Annotated in this window: 24 protein-coding genes; 14 read left to right on the forward strand and 10 right to left on the reverse strand. The window is 66.9% G+C overall.

Annotation, left to right across the window (positions count from 1 at the left end; genetic code table 11):
- The first annotated feature begins 183 nt into the window (after positions 1–183).
- From ACIRG5_RS40720 to ACIRG5_RS40730, 3 genes are all read left to right on the forward strand, one after another.
- Positions 184–456, forward strand: coding sequence for a hypothetical protein (locus tag ACIRG5_RS40720; protein WP_402915387.1), 273 nt, complete (start codon positions 184–186; stop codon positions 454–456).
- A 272-nt stretch (positions 457–728) separates the two neighbouring features.
- Positions 729–1,199, forward strand: coding sequence for a transcriptional regulator NrdR (gene nrdR / locus ACIRG5_RS40725; RefSeq protein WP_030464916.1), 471 nt, complete (start codon positions 729–731; stop codon positions 1,197–1,199).
- A gap of 65 nt (positions 1,200–1,264) precedes the next feature.
- Positions 1,265–4,093 (forward strand): vitamin B12-dependent ribonucleotide reductase, encoded by a 2,829-nt coding sequence (locus tag ACIRG5_RS40730; RefSeq protein ID WP_402915390.1) that lies wholly within the window; start codon positions 1,265–1,267, stop codon positions 4,091–4,093.
- 50 nt (positions 4,094–4,143) lie between these two features.
- On the opposite strand, the gene ACIRG5_RS40735 is transcribed toward ACIRG5_RS40730, so the two are convergent.
- A complete protein-coding gene (locus ACIRG5_RS40735; protein ID WP_402915393.1) occupies positions 4,144–4,704 on the reverse strand; it encodes an HNH endonuclease in 561 nt (186 codons plus the stop codon).
- Between the two features lie 60 nt (positions 4,705–4,764).
- Between ACIRG5_RS40735 and ACIRG5_RS40740 the strand changes: the two genes are divergently transcribed.
- A complete protein-coding gene (locus tag ACIRG5_RS40740) occupies positions 4,765–5,316 on the forward strand; it encodes a hypothetical protein (RefSeq protein WP_093599683.1) in 552 nt (183 codons plus the stop codon).
- Here ACIRG5_RS40740 and ACIRG5_RS40745 read toward each other — a convergent pair.
- A complete protein-coding gene (locus tag ACIRG5_RS40745; RefSeq protein WP_402915396.1) occupies positions 5,291–6,091 on the reverse strand; it encodes a LysR family transcriptional regulator in 801 nt (266 codons plus the stop codon). The genes ACIRG5_RS40740 and ACIRG5_RS40745 overlap by 26 nt on opposite strands.
- A gap of 37 nt (positions 6,092–6,128) precedes the next feature.
- On the opposite strand from ACIRG5_RS40745, the gene ACIRG5_RS40750 reads away from it, so the two are divergent.
- From ACIRG5_RS40750 to ACIRG5_RS40760, 3 genes are all read left to right on the forward strand, one after another.
- Positions 6,129–7,025 (forward strand): ADP-ribosylglycohydrolase family protein, encoded by an 897-nt coding sequence (locus tag ACIRG5_RS40750; protein ID WP_402915399.1) that lies wholly within the window; start codon positions 6,129–6,131, stop codon positions 7,023–7,025.
- A gap of 87 nt (positions 7,026–7,112) precedes the next feature.
- Positions 7,113–9,626, forward strand: coding sequence for a PEP/pyruvate-binding domain-containing protein (locus ACIRG5_RS40755; RefSeq protein WP_402915401.1), 2,514 nt, complete (start codon positions 7,113–7,115; stop codon positions 9,624–9,626).
- A gap of 10 nt (positions 9,627–9,636) precedes the next feature.
- Positions 9,637–10,293, forward strand: coding sequence for an EcsC family protein (locus ACIRG5_RS40760; protein ID WP_402915403.1), 657 nt, complete (start codon positions 9,637–9,639; stop codon positions 10,291–10,293).
- Here ACIRG5_RS40760 and ACIRG5_RS40765 read toward each other — a convergent pair.
- Positions 10,290–11,048 (reverse strand): hypothetical protein, encoded by a 759-nt coding sequence (locus ACIRG5_RS40765; protein ID WP_402915405.1) that lies wholly within the window; start codon positions 11,046–11,048, stop codon positions 10,290–10,292. The two genes, ACIRG5_RS40760 and ACIRG5_RS40765, sit on opposite strands and share 4 nt — an antisense overlap.
- Before the next feature lie 315 nt (positions 11,049–11,363).
- Here ACIRG5_RS40765 and ACIRG5_RS40770 point away from each other — a divergent pair, with 315 nt between their 5' ends.
- From ACIRG5_RS40770 to ACIRG5_RS40785, 4 genes are all read left to right on the forward strand, one after another.
- A complete protein-coding gene (locus tag ACIRG5_RS40770; RefSeq protein WP_402915408.1) occupies positions 11,364–12,317 on the forward strand; it encodes a DUF6923 family protein in 954 nt (317 codons plus the stop codon).
- Between the two features lie 207 nt (positions 12,318–12,524).
- On the forward strand, positions 12,525–12,692 hold the full coding sequence (locus tag ACIRG5_RS40775) for a hypothetical protein (RefSeq protein ID WP_402915410.1): 168 nt from the start codon (positions 12,525–12,527) through the stop codon (positions 12,690–12,692).
- Between the two features lie 144 nt (positions 12,693–12,836).
- Positions 12,837–13,265, forward strand: a complete 429-nt coding sequence (locus ACIRG5_RS40780; protein ID WP_402915412.1) for a CBS domain-containing protein — start codon at positions 12,837–12,839, stop codon at positions 13,263–13,265.
- Between the two features lie 27 nt (positions 13,266–13,292).
- A complete protein-coding gene (locus ACIRG5_RS40785; RefSeq protein WP_402915414.1) occupies positions 13,293–14,234 on the forward strand; it encodes an MBL fold metallo-hydrolase in 942 nt (313 codons plus the stop codon).
- 105 nt (positions 14,235–14,339) lie between these two features.
- Here ACIRG5_RS40785 and ACIRG5_RS40790 read toward each other — a convergent pair whose 3' ends face one another.
- On the reverse strand, positions 14,340–14,885 hold the full coding sequence (locus ACIRG5_RS40790; protein ID WP_402915417.1) for an SRPBCC domain-containing protein: 546 nt from the start codon (positions 14,883–14,885) through the stop codon (positions 14,340–14,342).
- Entirely contained in the window at positions 14,869–15,216 is a 348-nt protein-coding gene (locus ACIRG5_RS40795; protein WP_402915420.1) for an ArsR/SmtB family transcription factor, read from the reverse strand. Before ACIRG5_RS40795 ends, ACIRG5_RS40790 begins: the two co-directional genes overlap by 17 nt.
- Positions 15,217–15,293: 77 nt before the next feature.
- Between ACIRG5_RS40795 and ACIRG5_RS40800 the strand changes: the two genes are divergently transcribed.
- Both ACIRG5_RS40800 and ACIRG5_RS40805 read left to right on the forward strand, forming a co-directional pair.
- On the forward strand, positions 15,294–16,259 hold the full coding sequence (locus ACIRG5_RS40800; RefSeq protein WP_402915423.1) for a DUF3500 domain-containing protein: 966 nt from the start codon (positions 15,294–15,296) through the stop codon (positions 16,257–16,259).
- Positions 16,189–16,914: an endonuclease V gene (locus tag ACIRG5_RS40805; RefSeq protein WP_402915426.1), complete on the forward strand. Its 726-nt coding sequence runs from the start codon at positions 16,189–16,191 to the stop codon at positions 16,912–16,914. Before ACIRG5_RS40800 ends, ACIRG5_RS40805 begins: the two co-directional genes overlap by 71 nt.
- Here the strand turns inward: ACIRG5_RS40805 and lspA are convergent.
- The 3 genes from lspA to ACIRG5_RS40820 are packed head-to-tail and all read right to left on the reverse strand — an operon-like array spanning position 16,886 to position 19,191.
- Positions 16,886–17,371 (reverse strand): signal peptidase II, encoded by a 486-nt coding sequence (lspA, locus tag ACIRG5_RS40810; protein ID WP_319978286.1) that lies wholly within the window; start codon positions 17,369–17,371, stop codon positions 16,886–16,888. The genes ACIRG5_RS40805 and lspA overlap by 29 nt on opposite strands.
- A 49-nt stretch (positions 17,372–17,420) precedes the next feature.
- On the reverse strand, positions 17,421–17,888 hold the full coding sequence (locus ACIRG5_RS40815) for a YybH family protein (RefSeq protein WP_402915428.1): 468 nt from the start codon (positions 17,886–17,888) through the stop codon (positions 17,421–17,423).
- Between the two features lie 4 nt (positions 17,889–17,892).
- Positions 17,893–19,191, reverse strand: a complete 1,299-nt coding sequence (locus ACIRG5_RS40820) for a 6-phospho-beta-glucosidase (RefSeq protein WP_402915431.1) — start codon at positions 19,189–19,191, stop codon at positions 17,893–17,895.
- Between the two features lie 324 nt (positions 19,192–19,515).
- Here ACIRG5_RS40820 and ACIRG5_RS40825 point away from each other — a divergent pair, with 324 nt between their 5' ends.
- Positions 19,516–21,540 carry a helicase gene (locus ACIRG5_RS40825; RefSeq protein ID WP_402915434.1) on the forward strand — a complete coding sequence of 675 codons (2,025 nt, stop codon included), beginning with the start codon at positions 19,516–19,518 and terminating at the stop codon, positions 21,538–21,540.
- Here ACIRG5_RS40825 and cutA read toward each other — a convergent pair.
- Positions 21,523–21,837, reverse strand: coding sequence for a divalent-cation tolerance protein CutA (cutA, locus tag ACIRG5_RS40830; RefSeq protein ID WP_402915437.1), 315 nt, complete (start codon positions 21,835–21,837; stop codon positions 21,523–21,525). The two genes, ACIRG5_RS40825 and cutA, sit on opposite strands and share 18 nt — an antisense overlap.
- The gene (add, locus tag ACIRG5_RS40835; RefSeq protein ID WP_402915440.1) at positions 21,834–22,835 is read right to left on the reverse strand and encodes an adenosine deaminase; all 1,002 of its coding nucleotides are present in this window, start codon (positions 22,833–22,835) and stop codon (positions 21,834–21,836) included. The genes cutA and add overlap by 4 nt, the downstream gene beginning before the upstream one ends.
- Positions 22,836–22,849 lie beyond the last annotated feature (14 nt).

The following is a 22,849-nucleotide window of genomic DNA, read 5'->3' on the forward strand; positions in this document are numbered from 1 at the left end:
GAATCCGGCCTCCGTCGATCTTCGTGGTCGACGGTAGTCGTGTTTGCTGCACAGATCAAACACCTGTTCGAGGTATTTGGGCGCGTGTTGTGGCGTTCGGAGAGTCGGTCTGGTAGAAATTCGCACGGACGTTCGATCGAACCCCTGTTCGATCATGGTGGTTGACCTGCGATGGAGGTCGTGATGGCGGTACTCGTCGAGAAGCGGATGCGGGTAGTCGAAGACGCGGACGTCGCAGCGGGACGTCCACTCCGTTCGGGTCCCCGCGTCATGCCGCGCAGGCCGGCGACCAAGCCGCGTCCGGTCGCGGTGCCCGTGTTGCGCGAATCGAGTTCGTGTGAGGTCCGGCCGAAGCGCGAGTCGGTGTTCGAACTCGTCGCGGTCGGCGTGCTGAGCGCTCTGACGGTGGTCGCGCTCGGCGTGCTCTACCTACAGCAGGCGGGGGTCACCCCGTAGGCCTGCCCCTACATCTTGTGTTTCCGGCGCCCGGCGTGACGTGTTCTCTCCGTCATGTGCGGGCGTCGTTGTGTAATCACCGCTGATCGCTTGCGGTTCCTCCAACAGAGTGACACGCGACGCGCCGTGTCGACTTGCATCCATGCATGCGTCGATCTAGGTTCAACCCCTACATCTAGTGGTTCCACCGTTGTAAGTAGTCCACAGGTTGTGGGTAACCCGACCAGTGTGACTGCTGCGGTGAGTGCTGCGCTGGGAAGGGGTGAGGTGGCGTGCGGTGTCCTTTCTGCCGTCATTCGGACTCGCGGGTGGTCGACTCCCGTGAGGTCGACGAGGGACAGGTGATCCGTCGCCGCCGCTCCTGCAACAGCTGCAGCCGCAGGTTCACCACGGTCGAAGAAGCGGTTCTCGCCGTGGTCAAGCGCTCCGGCGTGACGGAGCCCTTCAGCCGCGACAAGGTGGTCGTCGGTGTGCGCAGGGCGTGCCAGGGCCGCCCGGTCGACGAGGACGCGTTCCAGCAACTCGCCCAGCGGGTGGAAGAGTCGATCCGGTCGACGGGGTGCGCGGAAATCGCCAGTCACGAGGTGGGCCTCGCCATTCTCGGCCCCCTGCGTGAGCTCGACGAGGTCGCTTATCTGCGCTTCGCGAGCGTTTACAGGTCCTTCTCGTCCGTAGAGGACTTCGAGAAGGAAATTCTTGATCTTCGCACTGCGAGAGCCGAGGAAGCACCGGCCGAGCAGTGATCCACGCGCACCAGAGCGCGTGAGACAACCATCTTTTCTAAGCACCAGCACGAGGGAGATCCACCGTGACCGAGACCGTCGGCGGCTCAGCCAAGAAGACAGCCGCACGGGCGGCTGCGAAGCCTGCCGCGCTGAAGATTCAGCGCGTCTACACCACCGAAGGCCGCCACCCCTATGACGAGGTCACGTGGGAGCGCCGCGACGTCGTCATGACGAACTGGCGCGACGGCTCGGTGAACTTCGAGCAGCGCGGTGTCGAGTTCCCCGAGTTCTGGTCGGTGAACGCCACCAACATCGTCACCAGCAAGTACTTCCGCGGTGCCGTCGGCAGCGAGGTGCGCGAGCAGTCGCTGCGCCAGCTGATCGACCGCGTCGTGAAGACCTACGTGGGAGCTGGTAAGGAGCACGGCTACTTCACGGGCGAGCAGGACGCCGAGATCTTCGAGCACGAGCTCACCTACATGCTTCTGCACCAGGTGTTCAGCTTCAACTCGCCGGTGTGGTTCAACGTCGGCACCAGCTCGCCGCAGCAGGTCAGCGCGTGCTTCATCCTCGCGGTCGACGACACCATGGAGTCGATCCTCAACTGGTACCGCGAGGAGGGCCTGATCTTCAAGGGCGGCTCCGGTGCCGGCCTGAACCTCTCGCGCATCCGTTCCTCGAAGGAGCTGCTGTCCTCCGGCGGCACCGCGTCGGGCCCGGTGTCGTTCATGCGCGGCGCCGACGCGTCCGCGGGCACCATCAAGTCCGGTGGCGCCACCCGCCGCGCGGCCAAGATGGTCGTCCTCGACGTCGACCACCCCGACGTCGTGGAGTTCATCGAGACCAAGGCGCGCGAAGAGGACAAGATCCGCGCACTGCGGGACGCCGGGTTCGACATGGACCTCGGCGGCGCGGACATCGTGTCGGTGCAGTACCAGAACGCGAACAACTCGATCCGCGTGTCGGACGAGTTCATGCACGCCTACGAGAGCGGCAACGACTTCGGTCTGCGCGGCCGTCAGACCGGCGAGGTCATCGAGCGCGTCGACGCCAAGGAGCTGTTCGGCAAGCTCGCGAAGGCCGCGTGGGAGTGCGCCGACCCCGGCATCCAGTACGACGACACGATCAACGACTGGCACACCTGCCCCGAGTCGGGCCGCATCACCGCGTCCAACCCGTGCTCGGAGTACATGCACCTCGACAACTCGAGCTGCAACCTCGCGTCGCTGAACCTGATGAAGTTCCTGAGCGACGACGGCAAGTTCGACGCCGTCACGTTCGCCAAGGCCGTCGAGCTGATCATCACCGCGATGGACATCTCGATCTGCTTCGCGGACTTCCCGACCGAGCCGATCGCGGACACCACCCGCAAGTTCCGCCAGCTCGGCATCGGCTACGCCAACCTCGGCGCGCTGCTCATGGCCACCGGCCACGCGTACGACTCCGAGGGCGGCCGCGCGCTCGCCGCGACCATCACCTCGCTGATGACCGGTGTCTCGTACCGCCGTTCCGCGGAACTCGCGGGCATGGTCGGCGCGTACGACGGCTACAAGCGCAACGCCACGGCGCACCAGCGCGTCATGCGCAAGCACGCCGCCGCCAACGACCTGATCCGCACCTACGGCGGCAACGACTCCGCGACGCACAAGGTCGCGACCGAGGCGTGGCAGCAGTCGCTGGAGATCGGCGCGAAGAACGGCTGGCGCAACGCCCAGGCGTCCGTGCTGGCCCCGACCGGCACCATCGGTCTGATGATGGACTGCGACACCACCGGTATCGAGCCGGACCTGGCCCTGGTCAAGTTCAAGAAGCTCGTCGGCGGCGGCTCGATGCAGATCGTCAACCAGACGGTGCCGCGCGCGCTGAAGTCGCTCGGCTACCTGGACGAGCAGGTCGAAGCGATCGTCGAGTTCATCGGCGAGCACGGCCACGTCGTCGACGCGCCGGGCCTGCGCCGCGAGCACTACGAGGTCTTCGACTGCGCGATGGGCGAGCGTTCCATCGCGCCCATGGGCCACGTGCGGATGATGGCGGCCACGCAGCCGTTCCTGTCCGGTGCGATCTCCAAGACGGTCAACATGCCGGAGAACGCCACGGTCGAGGACGTCGAGGAGATCTACTACCAGGGCTGGAAGCTCGGCCTGAAGGCACTCGCGATCTACCGCGACAACTGCAAGGTCGGCCAGCCGCTGTCGGCGGGCAAGGGCGCGAACAAGGGCGCGGAGGCCAAGACGGCCGAAACGGTCGTCGAGTACCGCCCGGTCCGCAAGCGCCTGCCGAAGAAGCGCCCGTCGCAGACCGTGTCGTTCACGGTCGGCGGCGCCGAGGGCTACCTGCACGCCGGTTCCTACCCGGACAACGGCCTGGGCGAGATCTTCGTCAAGCTGGGCAAGCAGGGCTCCACGCTGGCCGGCGTGATGGACGCCTTCTCGATGTCCATCTCGGTGGGCCTGCAGTACGGCATCCCGCTGGAGTTCTACGTCTCGAAGTTCCAGAACCTGCGCTTCGAGCCGGCGGGCATGACCGACGACCCGGACGTGCGCATCGCGACGTCGGTGCTCGACTACCTGTTCCGCCGCCTGGCGCTGGACTACCTGTCCTACGACAAGCGCGCGCAGCTCGGCATCTTCACCGCCGACGAGCGTTCGGCGCAGGTGGCCGGCGAGTACGGCGCGCCCGCGTCGTCCGACGTGGACCTCGAGGGTCTGCGCGGATCGGTGGAGGCCGCTCCGAAGCAGGTCGAGGCCGCCGTCGAAACGCCGAAGCACGTGGGTAGCTCGACCGAGCTGCTGGAGCTGCACCTGGGCAAGGCCGCGGACGCGCCGCTGTGCATGACCTGTGGCACGAAGATGCGTCCGGCCGGCTCCTGCTACCTGTGCGAGGGCTGCGGCAGCACGTCCGGCTGCAGCTGATCGCTGTAGCTGTTTCTAGAGTTAGAACCTGTAACTGATGCGTCGGACCGTCACGGCAGCTTGATGCCGTGACGGTCCGCCAGCTTCTTCTCGATCTCCGCGATCACGCACGCGATCGTCGACGGGTTGAGCCGGCCCTCCCCGAAACGGACGACGGTCTTCGCGAACTCGTCCGCCGCCAGCGCCCGGCATTCGGCGTTCAACGAGCGGTGGTCGACCGCCGCCTCCTTGAAGCACTCCAGCGGCTTGCGGCCGAAGATGGTCTCGAACTCCTCCCAGCCGCGCAGCGTCCAGTACGTGTCGTTGGACGACATGGACGTCGCGCGCAGCCACCGCCACAGGTACTGCGGATCCAGGTGGCTCGGAGACTCGCTGACGCAGCGCCCGCACAGCAGCACCACGTTGTCCGTGGTGCGACTGCCACCCATTGACGCAGGCACGACGAGGTGTTGCTCCAGTGAGGACCTGTAACCGCAGCGCCAGCAGCGTTCGTGGGCCGTGCTCCAGTCGAGGGTGAGATCGACTTCGTGCTCGACCCAGTACGCGACGATCTGCCGGTTGCTGATGCTCATGTGGTCCTCTCCCCAGTCGTTGACTCCCCTGTCGGTCATGAAGGCGATTCCGTTTCGCCTACCCGCAACTGATAGAACATCTCGCATTAAGGGGGAGAGATGCCTTCGTTCGACGACTTACGCCGTTACCTGCTCGGTCAGCTCAACGCCGCTGTCCGGCGTCCCGGCATGTACGGCGGTGAGGCGGTGATCCTCACCCTGCTGGACGCGCTGGCGTTCGCCGACGACCGCACGGACCGGTGGCAGATCGAGCTCGACGCGCTGGTGAAGCGCGGCGCGGCGAACGCGGCGATGGTCAGCGGCGCGGTGCACGAGGCGCTCGGGCATCGCAGCGAGGACGTCATGGCGTCGGTGTACGCGGATCTCGCGCACCGGCAGGGCTGGCTGTCGCTCGACGCCGACAGCCGGATCCCCGGCGTGCTGGGGGAGCGGGACTGCCTGCTCGACGACGTGATCGCCGAGTACGGCGAACCCCCGTTGTGGCTGGGCGGCACGAATCCCAAGTACTCGAAGACGCTCGGCTACCCGGACCGGTCCGGGTCGCTGGTGTTCTTCCACTTCATGCCGGAGATGCGGCTGATGGCGACCCGGCGCGGCGACGGCGGCTTCCGCGACAGCTTCGTCTTCACGCCTGCCGGGCTGTCGCGGTGACTATCTCTGCGAACTCAGCGATGAGCGGCGTGTGCCGGTGTGCGGCCCACGCCAGTGCGACCTCGTTCGGCGCGATGTCCTCGATCGGTACGTGCACAAGGTCCTCGCGCGAGTAGAACGTCGCCGTCGACAACGGCAGGATCGCGACTCCGCCGTGCATCGCGACGTGCTCCAGTTTCTCCTCGACGGACCGGATCCCCGGCGTGTCCGTGTGCTGCACGCGCCGCTCACCGGACAGGTCGGCCTCCAGCACGCTTTCCTTGCCCGCCAACCGATGTGTCGCTGGCAGCACGGCGACGCGCGGCTCCTCGAACAACGGCACGATCCTCAAGCCGTCCGCCGGCACGGGCAGCCGCACGTAGCCAGCGTCGACGCGACCGTCGTGGATCACCTCGACCTGGTCGTCCCACGTCGTGCGCCGGACGTCGACCCGCAGGCCAGGGTGCCGTGACGCCAGCAGGCGCGCGGCGGGCGTGACGATCAGTCCCGGCATGAACCCGACGGTGAACGTGTCCGCCACTCCCACGCGCCGCAGCAGCGCCGAAGCCTGCGCGAGCAACGGCCGTGCGTCGGCCAGGAGCTGTTCGCCACCAGGCGTCAGCACCGTCCCTTTCGACGAACGATCGAACAGCCGCACCTTGAGCTCGGTCTCCAGCGCGCGGATCTGCCGCGACAGCACCGGCTGCGCGATGTGCAGGGCCTCGGCGGCGCGGCCGAAGTTCAGATGCTCCGCGACCGCCACGAAGTACCGCAGCTTCCGCAGGTCCAAATCCATGTGCCCAGGGTAGGCGAAACCGGTAAAATCGCAGGTGATGCGCATAGTTCTGCACACTCGTGCGCGCCTGGACCTCGCATACGCCTCGCTCGACGGGCTCTCCGTCGGCGACGCTCTGGGCGCACAGTTCTTCATGGTCGGCCGCTCGTTGCCCGACCTCGTGGCCGGCAAGCCGCCACGGGGTCCGTGGGAGTGGACCGACGACACCGAAATGGCCTGCAACCTCGTCGCCGAGCTCCGTGATCACGGCGATGTCGACCAAACCCGGCTCGCGACGACGTTCGCCGATCGCTGCGAGCCCTACCGCGGTTACGGCGCGGGCGCGTTCACCATCCTGCGCAAGATTCGCCAGGGCACGCCGTGGAAAGAGGCGGCCTCCAGCGCGTTCGACGGTCAGGGCTCGTGCGGCAACGGCGCCGCGATGCGGATCGCACCGTTGGGCGCCTACTTCGCCGACGACCCTCAAGTCGTCACGGCGCAGGCGATCCGGGCCAGCGAGGTGACGCACCAGCATCCGGAGGGCGTCATGGGCGGCCTCGCGGTGGCGCACGCGTCTGCCGTCGCGGCCAAGGCTCGGCTGACGGGCGCGCCACCACGTGATCTGCTCGGGACGGTGCTCGACCACCTCGAAGACTCGTTCGTGCGCAAGGGGATCGAGAAAGCACGCAAGATCGGCAACGCAGAGGAGGCCGCGTACGTCCTGGGCAACGGCTCGCGCGTGACGGCGCAGGACACCGTGCCGTTCACGCTCTGGGTCGCGGCCCGCCACCTCGGCGACTACCGCGCCGCCATCACGGCCTGCGTCAGGGCGGGCGGCGACATCGACACCACGGCCGCGATCGTCGGTGGCATCGTCGCGAGCCCACCGGAGCAGTGGCGGCGGGAACGTGAACCACTTCCGGACTGGGTGAGCCGCTCTGAACAGGAGCTTTGACCTCAGCAGGGTGATTTATTCATCACGTGTTGAGTTTTTGGCCGAACGCTCGTAACCTCCTCCCCAGCGGAACCTGGAGGGGTAACCATGGCGCTCACGATCGACTTCAAGTCCATCGACGGCTCGATGCTCGCCACAGTCGGCGGCAAAGCCGCGAACCTCGGTGAGCTCACCAGCGCCGGCCTGCCGGTGCCGCAGGGCTTCTGCGTCACCACGGACGCCTACCGCGCCGTGGCGCAGGCCGACGAACTGGCGAGCACCACTCCGGAGAACGCCCGCAGGACTTTGCTGGAAACCGCTGTGCCGCAGGACATCCGGGACGCGATCGTCGCCGAGTACCGCGAACTCGGCGACGACGTACCAGTGGCTGTCCGATCCAGCGCCACGGCCGAGGACCTGCCGTTCGCGAGCTTCGCGGGCCAGCAGGACACGTTCCTCAACGTCGTCGGCGAGGACGCGGTGGTCGACGCCGTGCGCCGGTGCTGGGCCTCGCTGTGGACAGACCGCGCGGTCAGCTACCGCGACACGAACGGCATCGACCACACCACCACCTACCTGGCCGTTGTCGTGCAGCGGATGGTGCAGTCCGCGGTGTCCGGCGTGATGTTCACGGCGAACCCGGTCACCGGCACGCGCGACCAGATCGTCATCGACGCGAGCCCCGGCCTCGGTGAGGCCGTGGTGTCCGGCGCGGTCAACCCCGACCACTTCGTCGTCGACGGCGGCGAGATCATCGAGAAGCGCCTGGGGGACAAGAAGTTCGTCATCCGCTCGCTGCCAGGCGGCGGCACCGAGCACGTCGAGGTTGGCGAGAGCGACGAACAATGTCTCACCGACGGGCAGATCCACGCGCTCGCCGTCCTCGGCCGCAAGGTGCAGCAGCACTACGGGTCGCCGCAGGACACCGAGTGGGCGATCGACGACGACGGCGATCTGCACCTCACCCAGTCGCGCCCGATCACGACGCTGTTCCCGTTGCCGGACAACCCGGACGGCCACGCGCGCGTCTACTTCTGCTTCAGCCTCGCGCAGGGTCTCGAACGCCCGATCACGCCGATGGGGCGCGCGGTGTTCCGGGAGATCGCCCAGTCCGCTTTGGAGATCGTGATCGGCGACCCGAAGAGCAAGTCCTATGTGGAGGCAGGCGAGCGCATGTTCTTCGACGTCACAAAGGCGTTGCAGAGCAAGGTCGGCCGCGAGTTCGTCACGCGCCTGCTCGGCGTGATGGAGGCGCGCTCCTCCAAGGTGCTGCGCGGCCTGTTCGACGACCCGAGGTTCGCGATCAGGAACTCCTCGCCGGCGCCCGCACTGAAGCGCGTTCTCCGGCTTGCCCGCCGGTTCCACGTGCCCGTGACGGCGATGAAGGCGCTGGCGAACCCCGAGAAGGCGGTGCGGAACGCGCTGCTGCTTGAACGCGAGATCCTGGAGAAGTCCGCTGCTCTCCCGATCGAGCAGGCGTTGCGACAGTGCGTCGTGCCGGTACTGCCCCGGCTCGCGCCCACCGCGCTGATCGGGTTCGCGATGCTCGGCCTGGTCGGCAAGGTCGTGAAGACCGGGCCGGGGGAGCTGCAGACCGTCCTGCGCGGCCTGCCGAACAACATCACCACCGAGATGGACATGGCGATGTGGGACCTGGCGCAGGAGATCCGCCACGACCCCGTCGCGCTGCGGCAGTTCCAGAACGGCGAACGCCCCGCCGCGCTCGACCGGTTCCTCGCACGGTGGGGTCATCGCGCCGTCGCCGAGATCGACCTCGGCCTGCCGAGGTGGTCCGACGACCCCGCGCACGTCATCGGCGTCGTGAAGAACTTCCTGCGCCTGGAAGAAGATCAGGCCCAACCGGACGCGGTCTTCGCCCGTGGCGCCACCGAGGCCGAGGCGATGATCGACACGCTCGCCCGGCGAGCCTGGGGCCGTGGCTGGTTCGTGCGCTTCGCGTTGCGCCGCACCAGGTTGCTCGCCGGCCTGCGGGAGTACCCGAAGTACCTGATCATCACGTTGTTCGGCGCGTTGCGGAAGCGCGTCGCCGACATCGGCGCCCAGCTCGTCGCGGCCGACCGGCTCGACACCGCGGACGACGTGTTCTTCCTGAACTTCGAGGAAATGCGTTCCCCGCAAGGGGATCTGCGCCCGATCGTGGCCGGGCGCCGTGAGGTCTATGACCGCGAGATGCGACGCAGGCACATCCCGCGCGTGCTGCTGTCGGACGGCACGGAACCCGAAGCCGTGCACCACGGTGCGCCCGTAGAGGGTGATCTCGTCGGCACGCCGGCGTCGGCGGGCACGATCACCGGCATCGCGCGCGTCGTGATGGACCCGGTCGGCGCGCATCTCGAACCCGGCGAGATCCTCGTGGCGCCGTCGACCGATCCCGGCTGGACACCGCTGTTCCTGACGGCGGGCGGCCTGGTGATGGAGATGGGCGGCGCGAACTCGCACGGCGCGGTCGTGGCGCGGGAGTACGGCATTCCGGCGGTCGTGGGCGTCCGCGAGGCCGTGACGAGGATCAAGACCGGCGAGCGGATCACCGTGGACGGCGGCACCGGCGCGGTCGTGCTGGAACAGCCTGTTGACGTCTCATCGGGGCAACCGAACGCGTAATGTCGGGATTGTGGCTGAGTCCAAGGGTGAGCTGAACAAGGTCCAGCAGGGCATCGCCGATTACCTGCTGCGCGCCGGCGTCGACGGCTTCGGTCCGTTCAAGAGCGCCCGCGAGTCCGCGTCCGACGCGCTCGTCAAGAAGGGCGACGAGGTCGACGCGATCAAGCACCTCATTCGCACGCACGTCGCGCTGGCGGGTGCCCAGGGCTTCGTCACGAACCTCGGTGGCCTGATCACGCTTCCCGTGTCGCTGCCGTCCAACATCGCGGCCACCTACGTCATCCAGACGCACCTCATCGCGTCCATCGCGTCGTTGCGCGGCCACGACGTGGACAGCGACGAGGTGCAGATGGCCATCCTGCTGTGCCTGCTCGGCAACGCCGGAACCGAACTGTTCAAAAAGGTCGGCATCAAGCAGTTCACCAAGAAGGCCGCGTCGGCGCTCATCACAAAATACGGTACGAAGAAACTCGGCACCGTTGCCGCGAAGGGTGTTCCGGTGCTGGGCGGCGTGATCGGTGGTGGCATCGACGCCGCCTCTACCAGAGCGGTCGGCGCATTCGCAAATCGCTACTTCGCTCAGACGGACGCATTGCCGAAGGTCATCGACGGCGAGGTGCTGTCCGTGGAGATCGAGGAAGCCGACGGAAAGTCCGATTCGCGCTAACTCAGCCGGTCCAGTGCGGAGCTGAACGCGTCCGACGGGATGAGCACGCCACCGCTGAACGGATTCTGCAGCTGGTGGATCGCGAACAGCAGCAGAACCAGCGTCGAGGTCAGCGTGATGGTGATCAGCAGCTGTGAGGTCAGGGTCGGCCCGCGGAACAGGTACGGGAACAGCAGCGAGAGTCCGGTGCCGATCAGCAGGGCGAGCCACACGACCGGGTTGACGCCGTTGTCCGCCGCGTCCAGGCGTTCCTGCCTCGCCTGGTAGACCTCCCACAGCTGGTTCGCCGCCTCGGTCTTGCGGTCCTGCTGCCAGTCGCCGTCCGGCGCCGCCGCCGCGATCGTGTCCCTGATCTGGTTCAACGTGGTCCAGCCCTCGTTGTCGACGGTCTCGCCGTCGCGCATGCGGGGCCATTCGTCGCGGACGACGATCGACACGTAGTCGCGGATCAGGTCGTCGATCTTGGTCTTCGCGGGCTCGGGCAGCGAGTCCGAGGACCAGTTGACGGCGACGAGGGAGTTGGCCTCCTTCTGCACCTGTTCCTCCGCGCCGTTGGCCGCGTCGAACAGGGAGATCAGGATGAAGGCGGCCAGCACCGCGTGCAGGCCGGCGACGATGCTGAACACCGATCCGCCCGCGCCGAGGTTCTTCTCGCCCACTTCCTCCGAGCCGAACCGGCGGGTGATGACGACGAGAACGGCGGAGATGACGGCGGCACCGAGAACCCAGAGCGTGCCGCTGAGGTAAATGCTCAATTCGGCTCCTTTCTGGTGTGGGATTAGACCACGGTCTACTGTGACCGGTACAGCACGGTCTGGTTAACGAGTAATGGTCAGGTGGGAATGCGCGGCAACAGCAGTGATACCCGGTTGTCGTATTGGGCTACTCCATTCCGGTGGCGGCGGAATTTGCTCGCACTGGGTGGTGTCTCGTCCCTGTTGATGCTTTCCGCGCCGTTCACCAGCGCCGTTGCTCAGGCCGCACTCCCGAACTGTGACGCTTATCAAGTCCGTTCATCCCATCGTGGAGACTTTTCGACGTTCACGAAAGTGGACGTCTCATCCGGTGGGGTGACAGAAGTAGCCCGCCTGGACTACGCGCTGAACGCATTGGGGTACTCACCGACGCTGGGTCGTCTGGTCGGTCTCACGTCCAAGGGGCATCACTGGTGGAAGAACCCCTCGCACGTCGTGCTGATCGACACCAAGGGCGTGGTCAACGACCTCGGACCTGTTGACGCGCACTGGTTCCGCACGGACGACGTGTCGGCGGGAGCGGTCGTCGGCACCACGTTCTACGTGCGCGACACCGCACGGCTGCACGCCATCGACATCGACCCGGCCAGCCCGTCTTACCTCAAGATCGTGCGGACCGTCGTGCTGGACTGGCCCGCTCTCACACTCGACGACTTCACCGCCGACCCGGCGACCGGCAAGCTGACCGGGGTGTCGGCCGCGGGCTGGGGACCGGGCGAGGTCGTGTCGTTCGATCCGGTGTCCGGGCGCGTGCAGAGCAGGACGGAGATAGCCGGCCTGCCCGGCAAGTCCACCTACGGCGCCGTGCTGATCGACGCTGCCGGCACCGTCTACGCCATCAACAACGGCTACAACGGTTACAGCCGCCTCTATCGCGTCACGGGCACCACAGCGGTGGAGCTCTCGACCGGTCCGCAGATGAGCCTGATCGACGCGGCGGGCTGCCTGCCGAACCCGATGCCGCCCCGCGTCGAACCTCCCGACCCGCGCCCCGAGGTGCCGCCGCCTCCCGCCCCTGGCGTTCCTCCTGCTCCGGCCCCGCTGCCCGCGCCGATCGTGCGGCAGCCGCCGGTCGTCACGACCACGCCGTCTTCCGGTGCGCCGCAACCGGTGCCAGTCCGCGCCGCGCGGCAGAGGACCGAGCCCCGCCAGGCACTCGCGGCCGATCCCGAGACCACTCCGCTCACCAAGTCCCGCAAGTGGGCGGTGGTGACCGTCATCCTCGTGATGTTCGGCGCAGGAGCGGCAGCCGCTCGTGCACGGGGCTAGATCTCCGGAATTAATTCGGTTGGCGTGCGACGACGACGTCGCTAACGTTGCGGACATGCGCCTCATCTGATGAAGCCCCGCAGCGCTCTTGACGCTGCCCTCGCGACCTCGTCGTCGCGCGCCTCTGGTGACCCATGAGCGGGTCCATCTCTCACGGCTGTTCCTCGCCGTGCCCTCTGCACGCCCTCTTCGCGAGGAGGCTTTCGCATGCCTGACACCACCCAACCCCAGCCCGAGCCGGGCAACCGCGCCGCGCGTCGTGCGCAGAAGCGGACCAAGCAGGACCAGAACGCACACTTCCAGCCGCCACAGCTGCGTGCGCCGTTGGTCCAGCCGCGCCAGTTCGCGATGCGTCGCCGCGGAGGAACCGCGTAGCCGACGCCGAACCAGGCGCGACACCAGCAGGGGACGTGGTCGAACGACCACGTCCCCTGCTCTCTTCGTGGGTTCGATCTCCCGTTCTGTCCGGATCCGATCTAGCCTGAGTTGCTACCGGACCGACAGGATCGGAGGCGCCAGATGAGGATCGCTGACGTTTTGCGGGCCAAGGGAACAGCCGTCGCCACAATCGACCCGGACGTTCCGGTGTCCGAACTGCTCAGAGCGCTCGCCGAACACAACATCGGCGCGATCGTCGTCGTCGGTTCCTCCGGCGTGGCGGGGATCGTGTCGGAGCGCGACGTGGTGCGCCATCTGCACGAAGTGGGCCCTGACCTGCTGTCTTCTTCCGTGTCGGCGATCATGACCGCCGACGTCTTCACCTGTTCGCCGTCGGACACGGTGGACAGCCTCACGGTCGTGATGACCGAGCGGCGCTTCCGGCACGTGCCCGTGCTGTCCGACGGGCAACTGGTCGGGATCGTCAGCATCGGCGACGTGGTGAAGAGCCGGATCGGGCAGCTAGAACAGTCGCAGGACCAGCTGCAGGCCTACATCGCCCAGGGCTGACCCGAGCCACTCACTACGCTGGATCGGGTGAAACCTTCTCCTGGCCGGCCCGGACTCGTCCCAGAACTGGTGGAGGTCGCACCAGGAGTCCACGCCTACATCCAGCCCGACGGGTCCTGGATGATCAACAACACCGGCGTCGTCGTCGGCTCCGACGACACGCTGCTGCTCGTGGACACCACGTCCACCGAGGCACGCAACCGCGCGTTGCTCGCCTCGGTGGCGTCGGTGTGCCCCGCCGAACCTCGCTACGTGATCAACACCCACCACCACGGCGACCACACCTTCGGCAACTGGCTGATGCCACCGTCGACCGTGATCGTCGGCCACGAGGCGTGCCGCGAAGAGGTGCTCGCCGCCGGCCTGATCGCCGCGCAGGTCCTGACCGGCCCGGACTACGGCCACCTCGAGGTCCGCCCGCCGTCGGTCACCTACACCACGTCCCTGACCCTCCACTTGGGCACGCGCGTGGTCGAACTGCACCACCCCGGCCCGGCACACACCCGCGGCGACACCGTCGCGTGGCTGCCGGCCGAACGCGTCCTGTTCACCGGCGACCTGGTCTTCGCGGGCGGCCAGCCGTTCCTCGCCGAGGGCAGCATCCACGGCTACCTGTCCGCACTCGAGTTCCTGCGCTCGTTCGACGCCGCGGTGGTCGTCCCCGGTCACGGTCCGCTACTGCGAGGCCCCGAGATCAACCGCGTCCTCGACGACCTGGTCGCCTACACGACCTATCTCTCGGAACTCGCCACGTCCGGCCACGCCGCCGCCAAGACCCCGATGGAGGTCGTCCAAGAGGCAGGGGAGTCGCGCTTCTCGTCGTGGCAGGAGTCCGAGCGCCTGGTCGGCAACCTCCACCGCGCCTACCACGAACTAGACGGCAAGCCCCTCTCCGAACGCCTCGAACTCCCTCGTGTCTGGATGGACATGATGGAACTTCATGGCGGCCCGATCGCCTGTCACGCCTAGCTCCAACCAATATATCGCCTCCGTCGACCCGTCTGAACTGCCGCTTAGCAATGAGTCTTTGGACGACGAAGTCAAAAGTCTCATTGCTAAACCAGGTTTCACGTTCTAGACGGCCTGGTCGACGCCGGGCGGTTCGGGGACGTTCTCGGTCTTGGTGCCTGCCGGCATCGCCCACATGAAGGCGCGCATCATCGCGTACTGGAACCTCAGTCCGGCGCCGACGTCGCCGGACTCCACGACCTGCTTGAGTGCGGCGAGGATGCCCTTCCAGGTGGTGTCGACCTTGTCGAGTCGCTTGACGCCCTCGGGCCAACCGGAGTTGCGCAACGTGACACGCGTGCCGCCGTCGGCCTCTTCGAGCTCCCAAGAGACGACGGTCCACGGGTCGTCGCGCATGGTGAGCCGCTGCGTGTGGGAGAGCAGCCGCGGCGGATCGACCTCGATGACGCGGCCGACGACGAAGACCCGCTTGCCGTCGGTCGACCGGTAGTACAACGGTGCGCCCGGCTCGAGCGCGGAGTCGAGAACCGCGTCCATCATGGCGCGCTGCTTGCCGTCGAGTTTGGTGATCTCCGCCCACACCTTCTCGACGGGCGCGGCGATCACGATGCTGTGCAACAGCTCGGTGCCGGGTTCAGTCAACGTCCTCATCCTCCTGTTCGGCGCTCTCGACCGTGAACTTCAGGCCGACCAGCGCCGCTGCCCAGTTCTCCTCGTACTGCGCGACCCACCGCTGGTGAATCTGCTGGATGGGCACGGGATTCAGGTGGTTGACCCGCTTCCGGCCCCGCGGCTCCACGAGCACCAGATCGGCCCCGCGGAGCACACCGAGGTGCTGCATGACGACGTGCCGGCTGGTCTCCAACTCCTCGACCAGCTCTCCCGTGGTGCGCGGTCCCGTGCGCAGGACGTCGAGGATCGCGCGCCTCAGCGGGTTCGCGAGGGCGCGCCAGACGACGTCATCATCATGTGGCAACTTCATTACGTAGGCTTTTTAACACCTAAGTGCACCCATGTCGAGCATCGGAACATCGACCTCAAGGCCTATAAGTTCGAATGATGCTGCACGACGTCGCTGACGCCACGCACCGATATATTGGTTTGCTCGCCGTTGACCAGCGTGAACACGCCATTCGCGCGATCACGGATGACGACCTCAGGCACCGCTGGGCGTATACACCCGGTACACGCCCTGGACTCGCGCTCGGTGAACTCCAGCGAGACCAGCGCAAGGCGGTGCAGGCCATGCTCGCGACGGTGCTCAGCCCACACGCTTATGCCCAAGCCGCAGCGGTGATGGCTTTGGAAGACGTGCTCGACCACCGTGAAGGCGGGCTCCGCGACCGGCACAACGGCGACTTCTGGACCGTGCTCTTCGGCACGCCTGGCAGCGACGAGCCGTGGGGATGGCGCGTCGAAGGACACCACCTGTCGGTGAACGTCGTCGTCGCCGACGGCCGAGTCTCCGCGACACCGTTCTTCCTCGGCGCGAACCCCGCGCGCGTTCTCTACCGCGGCCGCGTGGTCGGCCAGCCGCTGCGACTGGAAGAGGAACTCGCCCGCGAACTCTTGGACCGCATGGGCCCGACCGCCCGCCGCTTGGCCATCGTCTCGGACACCGCGCCGCACGACATCCGCACCGGCAACGCGCCACGAATCAGCCCGTCCGACCCGGTTGGCGTGACCCCGGCCCAGCTCGGCAAACCCGCCGCGGAACTGCTCGTCGACATCGTCCGCTTCTACCTCGACCGGCTCGCGTACGAACTGGCCGACGAGGAGTTCGCCCAGATCGACCCAGAACGCCTGCACTTCTCGTGGGAGGGCTCGCTACGTCGAGGCGAGGGTCACTACTACCGCGTCCAGGGTCCGGAACTGCTCATCGAGTACGACAACACGGCCAACGAGGCCAACCACGTCCATACAGTCTGGCGTCGCCATTCAGGTGACTTCGGCGATGACCTGCTCGCGGCCCACTACGGCGCGTCACGGCACACTGTCGCCCGTGGAGTGGCCCAGAACGGTTGACCCGAGAATTGATGCCGCCGTGGCAACACAGGAGCGCCTGCGCACCCAAGTGATCACCACCAGCGCCCCTGACCTGTGCGTAGACACCGTCGCGGGCCTGGACGTCGGCTACCGTAGCAATGACACAGTTGTAGGCGTCTGCGTGGTGTTCGATGCAAAGACGCTGGTCGTCCTCGACGAGGTGGTCGTCGAGGACACGACGGACTTCCCATATATCGCCGGGCTCTTCGCGTTCCGCGAGATGCCAGTTCTGCTGCGCGTCCTCGATCAGGTGACCGTTGCGCCCGACCTGCTCGTCGCGGACGGTCAGGGCCTCGCACACCCGCGCCGGTTCGGCCTGGCGTGTCATCTCGGTGTGCACACCGGCATCCCGAGCATTGGCGTCGCGAAGAACGCGATGGGCGCGTTCGAGCAGCCAGGCCATACCCGCGGGTCGATGAGCGACCTAGTCATGGACGGCGACAACGGCGACGAGGTCGTCGGCAGGGCACTGCGGACGCAGGACGGCGTGAAACCCGTCTTCGTGTCGGTCGGCCACAAGATCGACCTGGATCGGGCGTGCGCCGAGGTGCTGCGCCTGGCCCCGCGCTACCGGCTGCCCGAGACGACCCGCCGCGCCGACACTCTCACGAAGCAGGCTGCTTCGTCGGGGTGAAGCTCAGCAGCACGAGCAGGATCGCGCCGCCGACCAGCGCGATGTCCGCGACGTTGCCGACGAACCAGCCGTTGTAGTCGATGAAGTCGACGACGTGCCCGCGCGCGAAGCCCGGCGGCCGGAACAACCGGTCGAGCAGGTGCGTCGTCGCGCCGCCCAGCATCAACGCGAGTGCGATCGCCCGCAGCCTCGACTGCGGCTGCATGCCGTACCGGGCGAGCATCACGACGGCGACGGCCGCGACGATGGTGAAGATCCACGTCGACCCCGCGCCGATCGAGAACGCGGCACCGGGGTTGTAGAGGAGCCTGAACTGCAGGAACTCCCCGAGAACGGGAATGGGCGCGCGGCCGGTCAGCGCGCTCTCGGCCCAGAACTTGGTGGCCTGGTCCAGCAGCAGCACGAGCACGGCGATGCCCATGACGAGTGGCACGCGGCGAGAGGTGGTGGTGTCCATTTGCGGACGAGCGTAGTTAAGAACACCACCGCTCGGCATCAGACCCTGGTCACTCGCTGAACGCGTCGACGTCGTCGACGCCTGCCGCAGCGAGAAACTCCTCCTCCAACGTCGCTGAGCGCTCGTCGGTGTCGTAGTCGACGCAGATGCGCCACCGTCCGTCTGTGCGTCGCGAATACGTGTGGAAACGGCCATAGAACGTGCGTCCGTCGCCATCCACGCGCGTCGACTCGAGCTGGAAGATGCCGCGCTCGCTCGCGACGTCGTTCGCCGCGATGCGCTCGACGAACCGGAACGTGATGCTCACCGAACTGCCGCGGTCAGCGAGCTCGGCGAACCACCGCTCCGTCTGGTCGGCGTACTCGGAGAACCCGAACACCTGTTTCGCCGGGCCGCCCGCGCGGATCAGCTCCGGCGAGTACAGGTCCAGGAACGCCGGCGCGTCCAACCGCCCGTAGGCGATTCGGAACGGGTGCCAGACATCATCGTTGAGCTGCCGCAACAGCGTGGTGTCCACGACCTCAGAACGTAGCGCGGAAGACTCCGGACAGAAGCGGATGTGCGTCAACGATCTTGCGAGCGACGCTGACGGAGTCAACGAGCGGATGCAACGCCAACGCCTTCACCGCGTGCGCACGCTCACCGCTGATGGCCGCTTTGATGGTGGCGCGTTCGACGACCTTGAGGGCGGTGACGAGTCCGACGCCCTCGTCCGGTATCTGGCTGACCGACACCGGGCGCGCGCCGTTCGCGTCGACAAGGCTCGGTACCTCGACGATGGCGTTCGTGTCGAGACACGACAAGGTCGTCCCGTTCGGTACGTTGAGGATCAGAGTGGCTCGCTGGTCGGACGTGATCGCGTGCATCAGGTCGAGGGCGACCCGCTCGTAGCCGCCGCCGTCGAGGTCGTCGCTGTCGCGTTCGTCGTTGCGGGTCTCGGCCATGTAGGTCTGCTCGCGTTCGAGACGGGTCCGCTCCCAGCTTTCCCACGAAGGCGCCGCGTAGAACTGTTTCTGCTGCTCCAGCAAGAACGCCCCGCGTGACGCGCCGGACTCCACCGCCTCACGCGTGAAGTAGTAGTAGTGCAGGTACTCGTTCGGGATGGCACCCAACGTCCGCAGCCACTCCGCGCCGAAGAGTTTGCCTTCCTCGAACGACTCGAGTCGCTCGACGTCGGCGAGCAGGTCCGGCAGCACATCGCGCCCACGCACGTGGACGCCCCTCAACCAGCCGAGGTGGTTGAGGCCGGCGTAGTCGAGCCAGGCGTCTTCGAGACTTGCGCCGACCGCCCGCACGACCCGCTTGCCGAGCCCGACGGGGGAGTCGCAGATGCCGATGACGCGGTTGCCGAGGTGCGCCGACATCGCCTCGGTGACCATGCCGGCCGGGTTCGTGAAGTTGATGACCCACGCGTCCGGCGCTTGGACTGATATACGGCGTGCGATGTCGAGCGCGACGGGCACGGTACGCAGCCCGTATGCGACGCCGCCGGCGCCGACGGTCTCCTGTCCGAGCACACCGCAGCCCACCGCGACGCTCTCGTCGGCCGCGCGTCCGTCCAGCCCGCCGACGCGGATGGCGGAGAACACGAAGTCCGCTCCGCGCAGTGCCTCGTCGAGATCGGTTGACGTCGTCACGGCTGGCGCGTCCGATATATCAGTCGCGAGTTCGGCGAGGACGCCATTGATCGCGGCGAGCCGGGCGGCGTCCAGGTCGTGCAGCACGACCTGGGTCACGCGGCCGGGTGAGCGATCGGCGAGCAGTGCGCGATAGACGAGCGGCACTCGGAAGCCGCCTCCGCCCAGGATGACCAGCTTCATGCCTTGACCACGTCCTCGGGATCTCTCCTGCAGTGCGAGCCGCTTCGCTGAATCTTACATTTTCAGGTGCGGTGGACGACGAATTGCTGGAGCGTCGGCCGTTGGACTGTTAGGGGTTCCACGGTCAGCGTCAGCTCATCGGTCTGCGCAATGGGACTGGAGAGTCGGTCTCACTCGGCGAGCTTGCTGACCTGCGCGGATCAACTTCATCGCGGGATCTCACGAAAGGTTCCACGCGCGACTGAAGTGTGATAGAAAGAATGGCTTTGCATTTTCGGAATGAATTTTCCGGGAAGACAGAATTATTGTATCACAGGGGGCAAGGTGTTGGCGAGCGAACAGGCACGGATCACCTCTCTGTATGAAAAGCTCGACAAAGAACGGAACAAAGCGGCCGCCGACCTCGCGGCCGCGCTGCGGGACACCGTTACCCAGCGACTGGACCGCGAGGCGTCCGTCGAGCTGCTGACCAGGGAAGTGGGGAAGTACCACGCGGCGGAGGAGGGGTTGTGCTTCGGCCGCATCGACTCGGAGAAAGGCGACTGCACCTACATCGGACGCGTCGGGTTGTTCGATGACGACTTCGAACCGCTGCTGCTGGATTGGCGTGCACCGGCCGCGCGCCCGTTCTACACCGCGACCGCCGCGAACCCGGAAGGTGTCGTCCTGCGGAGGCACTTCCGCGTTCGTGACCGGGAGCTGTGCGACTTCCACGACGACGAACTGCTGACCGACACGACCACGCTGCTCGACGCCCTCAACGCGCCGCGGACCGCGACGATGCGCGACATCGTCTCGACGATCCAGGCCGAACAGGACGAGATCATCCGCTACTCGGGCCCCGGCGTGCTGGTGATCGAAGGCGGTCCTGGCACCGGCAAGACCGCTGTGGCCCTGCATCGCGTGGCATACCTACTGTATACGCGTCGTGAACGCCTGTCGCGGCATGGCGTGCTGATCGTTGGTCCGAACACCGGCTTCCTCCGCTACGTCGGCGACGTCCTGCCGTCGCTGGGGGAGACCGACGTCGTGTTCGCGACCCCCGGCGAGTTGTACCCCGGCTTCGTGACCGACGTCGAGGACACCCCGTCGTTGCAACGGATGAAAGGCGATATATCAGTTCTGCACCTGCTGGCAGTCGCCGTCGCAGATCGGCAGGAGCTTCCCGACGAACCCGTCGAGATCGAGCTGGAAGACGTGATCGTCCCGCTCGACGCGCACATCGCCGCCCTCGCGCGCGAGAAGACCCGTTACTACGGCCTGCCGCACAACGCCGCCCGCAAGTACTTCTTCCTCGCGCTCGCCGAGGAACTCGTCGCGCCGGCGTTGCGGCTGATCGGCGTCGACTGGCCGGAGATCGAGGAGGACGTCCGCCACGAACTTCGCCACAGCTCCGCGCTGCGCGACGTCGTCGACAGGCTGTGGCCGCTGCTTACACCAGAGAAGTTGCTCGCCGACCTGTACGCCGGCCGCTGTTACCGGATCGGCGCACCGGAGCTGTACCGGCCCGACGCCGAAGCGTGGACGGTGTCCGACGTGCCACTGCTGGACGAGCTCGCCGACCTGCTCGGGTCCGACGGCACCGCGGAACGCGCGGCCAGGCGAGAGGAGGAAGAACAGCTCGACTACGCGCGAGGCGTCATGGACGTCCTGTCGATCGACAGGCGCGCGGACGCCGACGAGTACATCGTCACGGACTTCGTCAACGCCGAGGTGCTGGCAGCCCGGCACGAGGTTCGCGACCAGCGCACTCTCGCCGAACGCGCCGCCGCCGACCGCACGTGGACCTACGGCCACGTCGTCGTGGACGAAGCGCAGGAGCTGTCCGCAATGGACTGGCGCGTGCTGCTGCGCCGATGCCCCAACAGGTCCATGACCGTTGTCGGCGACCTGGCCCAGCGCCAAGCGGCGGGCGGTGTCCGGAGCTGGGGTTCGGTGTTCGACCGGTTCACCTACCGCCGGCTGGAGGTCAACTACCGAACGCCCGGCGAGATCATGGCCGTCGCCACCCCGGTTCTGAAGCTCGTCGACCCAGACGCGTCGGCACCGGTGTCGGTGCGCACATCCGGCGTCCGTCCGTGGGCTCGTCGCGTGGCTGATATATCGGCCGCTGTGCGCGACGAACTCGACGCGCATGCTGACGCACGCAACGAACGCACGATCGCCGTCATCGGAGAAGGCTGGATGCCGCCGCGCGCGTCGAAGGGGCTGGAGTTCGACGTCGTCCTCGTCGTCGAACCACACCGCATGTCGCCCAGCGAGCTGTACGTGGCGCTGACGAGGGCGACGCAACGACTCGGCGTCCTGCACACCGAACCTTTGCCACGTCACCTAAGAGGTCTCCTCTGAGACCCACGCCAGGTAGTCGTCGTTACCTCCGGTCACGGGGGTGACGACGACCTCGGGCACGTCATAGGTGTGATGCGCCTTGATGTGCGCGACGAGGTCGTCGACGCGGATGGTGGAGGTCTTCACGACGCACTGCCACTCCGCGTCGACGCGCACCTTGCCGTCCCACCGATAGACGCTGCGGATCGGCACGATCTGCACGCACGCGCCAAGCCGTGCCTCGATCACGCCCTTCGCCAGCGACTCCGCGGCCTCGGCGGAATCGACCGTCGTCGTCACCACGCTCACATCGCTCACAGCGCGTCGATCTCCTTCAGCAACTGGTCCTTCAGTTCGTGCGGCGCGTACGACGCTCGCACCGCGGCCCGCGCGAGGCCGGAGAGCTCGTCGCGCCCGAACCCGAACCGCTCGTGGCACAGCAGGTACTCGCGGTCGAGATCGGTGTGGAACATGCCGGGGTCGTCGGTGCTGATCGTTACCGGCACTCCAGCTTCCAGGAGCCTCGGCAATGGGTGCTCGTCCAATGACCTCACCGCGCCCGTGCGGATGTTCGACGTCGGGCACACCTCTACTACGACGCCCTCGTCGGCGAGATGCCGAAGCAGCTCGGGATCCTGCACGGCGCTGACGCCATGCCCGATTCGTTCAGCGCGCAGATCGCGCAGCGCGGCCCAGATTTCGCTGGGCGGCGTCGTCTCGCCGGCGTGCGGCACCATGCGCAGCCCGGCGTCACGTGCCATGGCGAACGCTTCGCGGAAGTTCGACCTCGGCGAGTCCGACTCGAATCCACCCAGTCCGAACCCGACCAGTCCGTCGGGCCGGTGCTCGGTCGCGAACCTCGCACTCGTCATGCCCCAGTCGCGGTCCCAGACTCCGGGAACGTCGAAGATCCACTGCAACGCCACACCATGCACCGCGAGTGCCTCGTCGCGGCCGGCTCGCAACGCTTCGACGAGTTCGTCGGGCGCGATGCCCGCCCGCAGATGACTGGTCGCGCTAATCGTCAGTTCCGCATATCGGATATTGGTCCGTGCGGCGTCACGCGCGTATCCGACGACGAGAGTACGGATGTCCTCGCCGGTGGTGACGAGGTCGTTGACGATGCCGTACACGTTGATGAAGTGCCGGAAGTCTCTGAACTCGTAGAACTTCCGCAACGCGTCCTCGTCGGCCGGCACCCGTCCGCCGGGATGGTTGCGGGCGAGCGCGAGGACGGTGTCGACGGAAGCCGCGCCCACGAGGTGGACGTGCAGCTCGGCCTTCGGCAACGCGTGGACGAAGTCGGAAATGTGCACGGTCCATGCTCTCA

Origin of the sequence: Lentzea sp. NPDC102401 (assembly GCF_044765805.1) — a bacterium.
In the GTDB taxonomy this organism is placed as follows: Bacteria; Actinomycetota; Actinomycetes; order Mycobacteriales; family Pseudonocardiaceae; genus Lentzea; species Lentzea sokolovensis.

Coding starts and splice junctions, on each gene's coding strand:
- ACIRG5_RS40720 (WP_402915387.1), top strand. CDS start 184: ATGGCGGTACTCGTCGAGAAGCGGATGCGGGTAGTCGAAGACGCGGAC.
- ACIRG5_RS40735 (WP_402915393.1), bottom strand. CDS start 4,704: ATGACCGACAGGGGAGTCAACGACTGGGGAGAGGACCACATGAGCATC.
- ACIRG5_RS40740 (WP_093599683.1), top strand. CDS start 4,765: ATGCCTTCGTTCGACGACTTACGCCGTTACCTGCTCGGTCAGCTCAAC.
- ACIRG5_RS40745 (WP_402915396.1), bottom strand. CDS start 6,091: ATGGATTTGGACCTGCGGAAGCTGCGGTACTTCGTGGCGGTCGCGGAG.
- ACIRG5_RS40750 (WP_402915399.1), top strand. CDS start 6,129: ATGCGCATAGTTCTGCACACTCGTGCGCGCCTGGACCTCGCATACGCC.
- ACIRG5_RS40755 (WP_402915401.1), top strand. CDS start 7,113: ATGGCGCTCACGATCGACTTCAAGTCCATCGACGGCTCGATGCTCGCC.
- ACIRG5_RS40775 (WP_402915410.1), top strand. CDS start 12,525: ATGCCTGACACCACCCAACCCCAGCCCGAGCCGGGCAACCGCGCCGCG.
- ACIRG5_RS40780 (WP_402915412.1), top strand. CDS start 12,837: ATGAGGATCGCTGACGTTTTGCGGGCCAAGGGAACAGCCGTCGCCACA.
- ACIRG5_RS40790 (WP_402915417.1), bottom strand. CDS start 14,885: ATGAGGACGTTGACTGAACCCGGCACCGAGCTGTTGCACAGCATCGTG.
- ACIRG5_RS40795 (WP_402915420.1), bottom strand. CDS start 15,216: ATGAAGTTGCCACATGATGATGACGTCGTCTGGCGCGCCCTCGCGAAC.
- ACIRG5_RS40800 (WP_402915423.1), top strand. CDS start 15,294: ATGCTGCACGACGTCGCTGACGCCACGCACCGATATATTGGTTTGCTC.
- ACIRG5_RS40805 (WP_402915426.1), top strand. CDS start 16,189: ATGACCTGCTCGCGGCCCACTACGGCGCGTCACGGCACACTGTCGCCC.
- lspA (WP_319978286.1), bottom strand. CDS start 17,371: ATGGACACCACCACCTCTCGCCGCGTGCCACTCGTCATGGGCATCGCC.
- ACIRG5_RS40820 (WP_402915431.1), bottom strand. CDS start 19,191: ATGAAGCTGGTCATCCTGGGCGGAGGCGGCTTCCGAGTGCCGCTCGTC.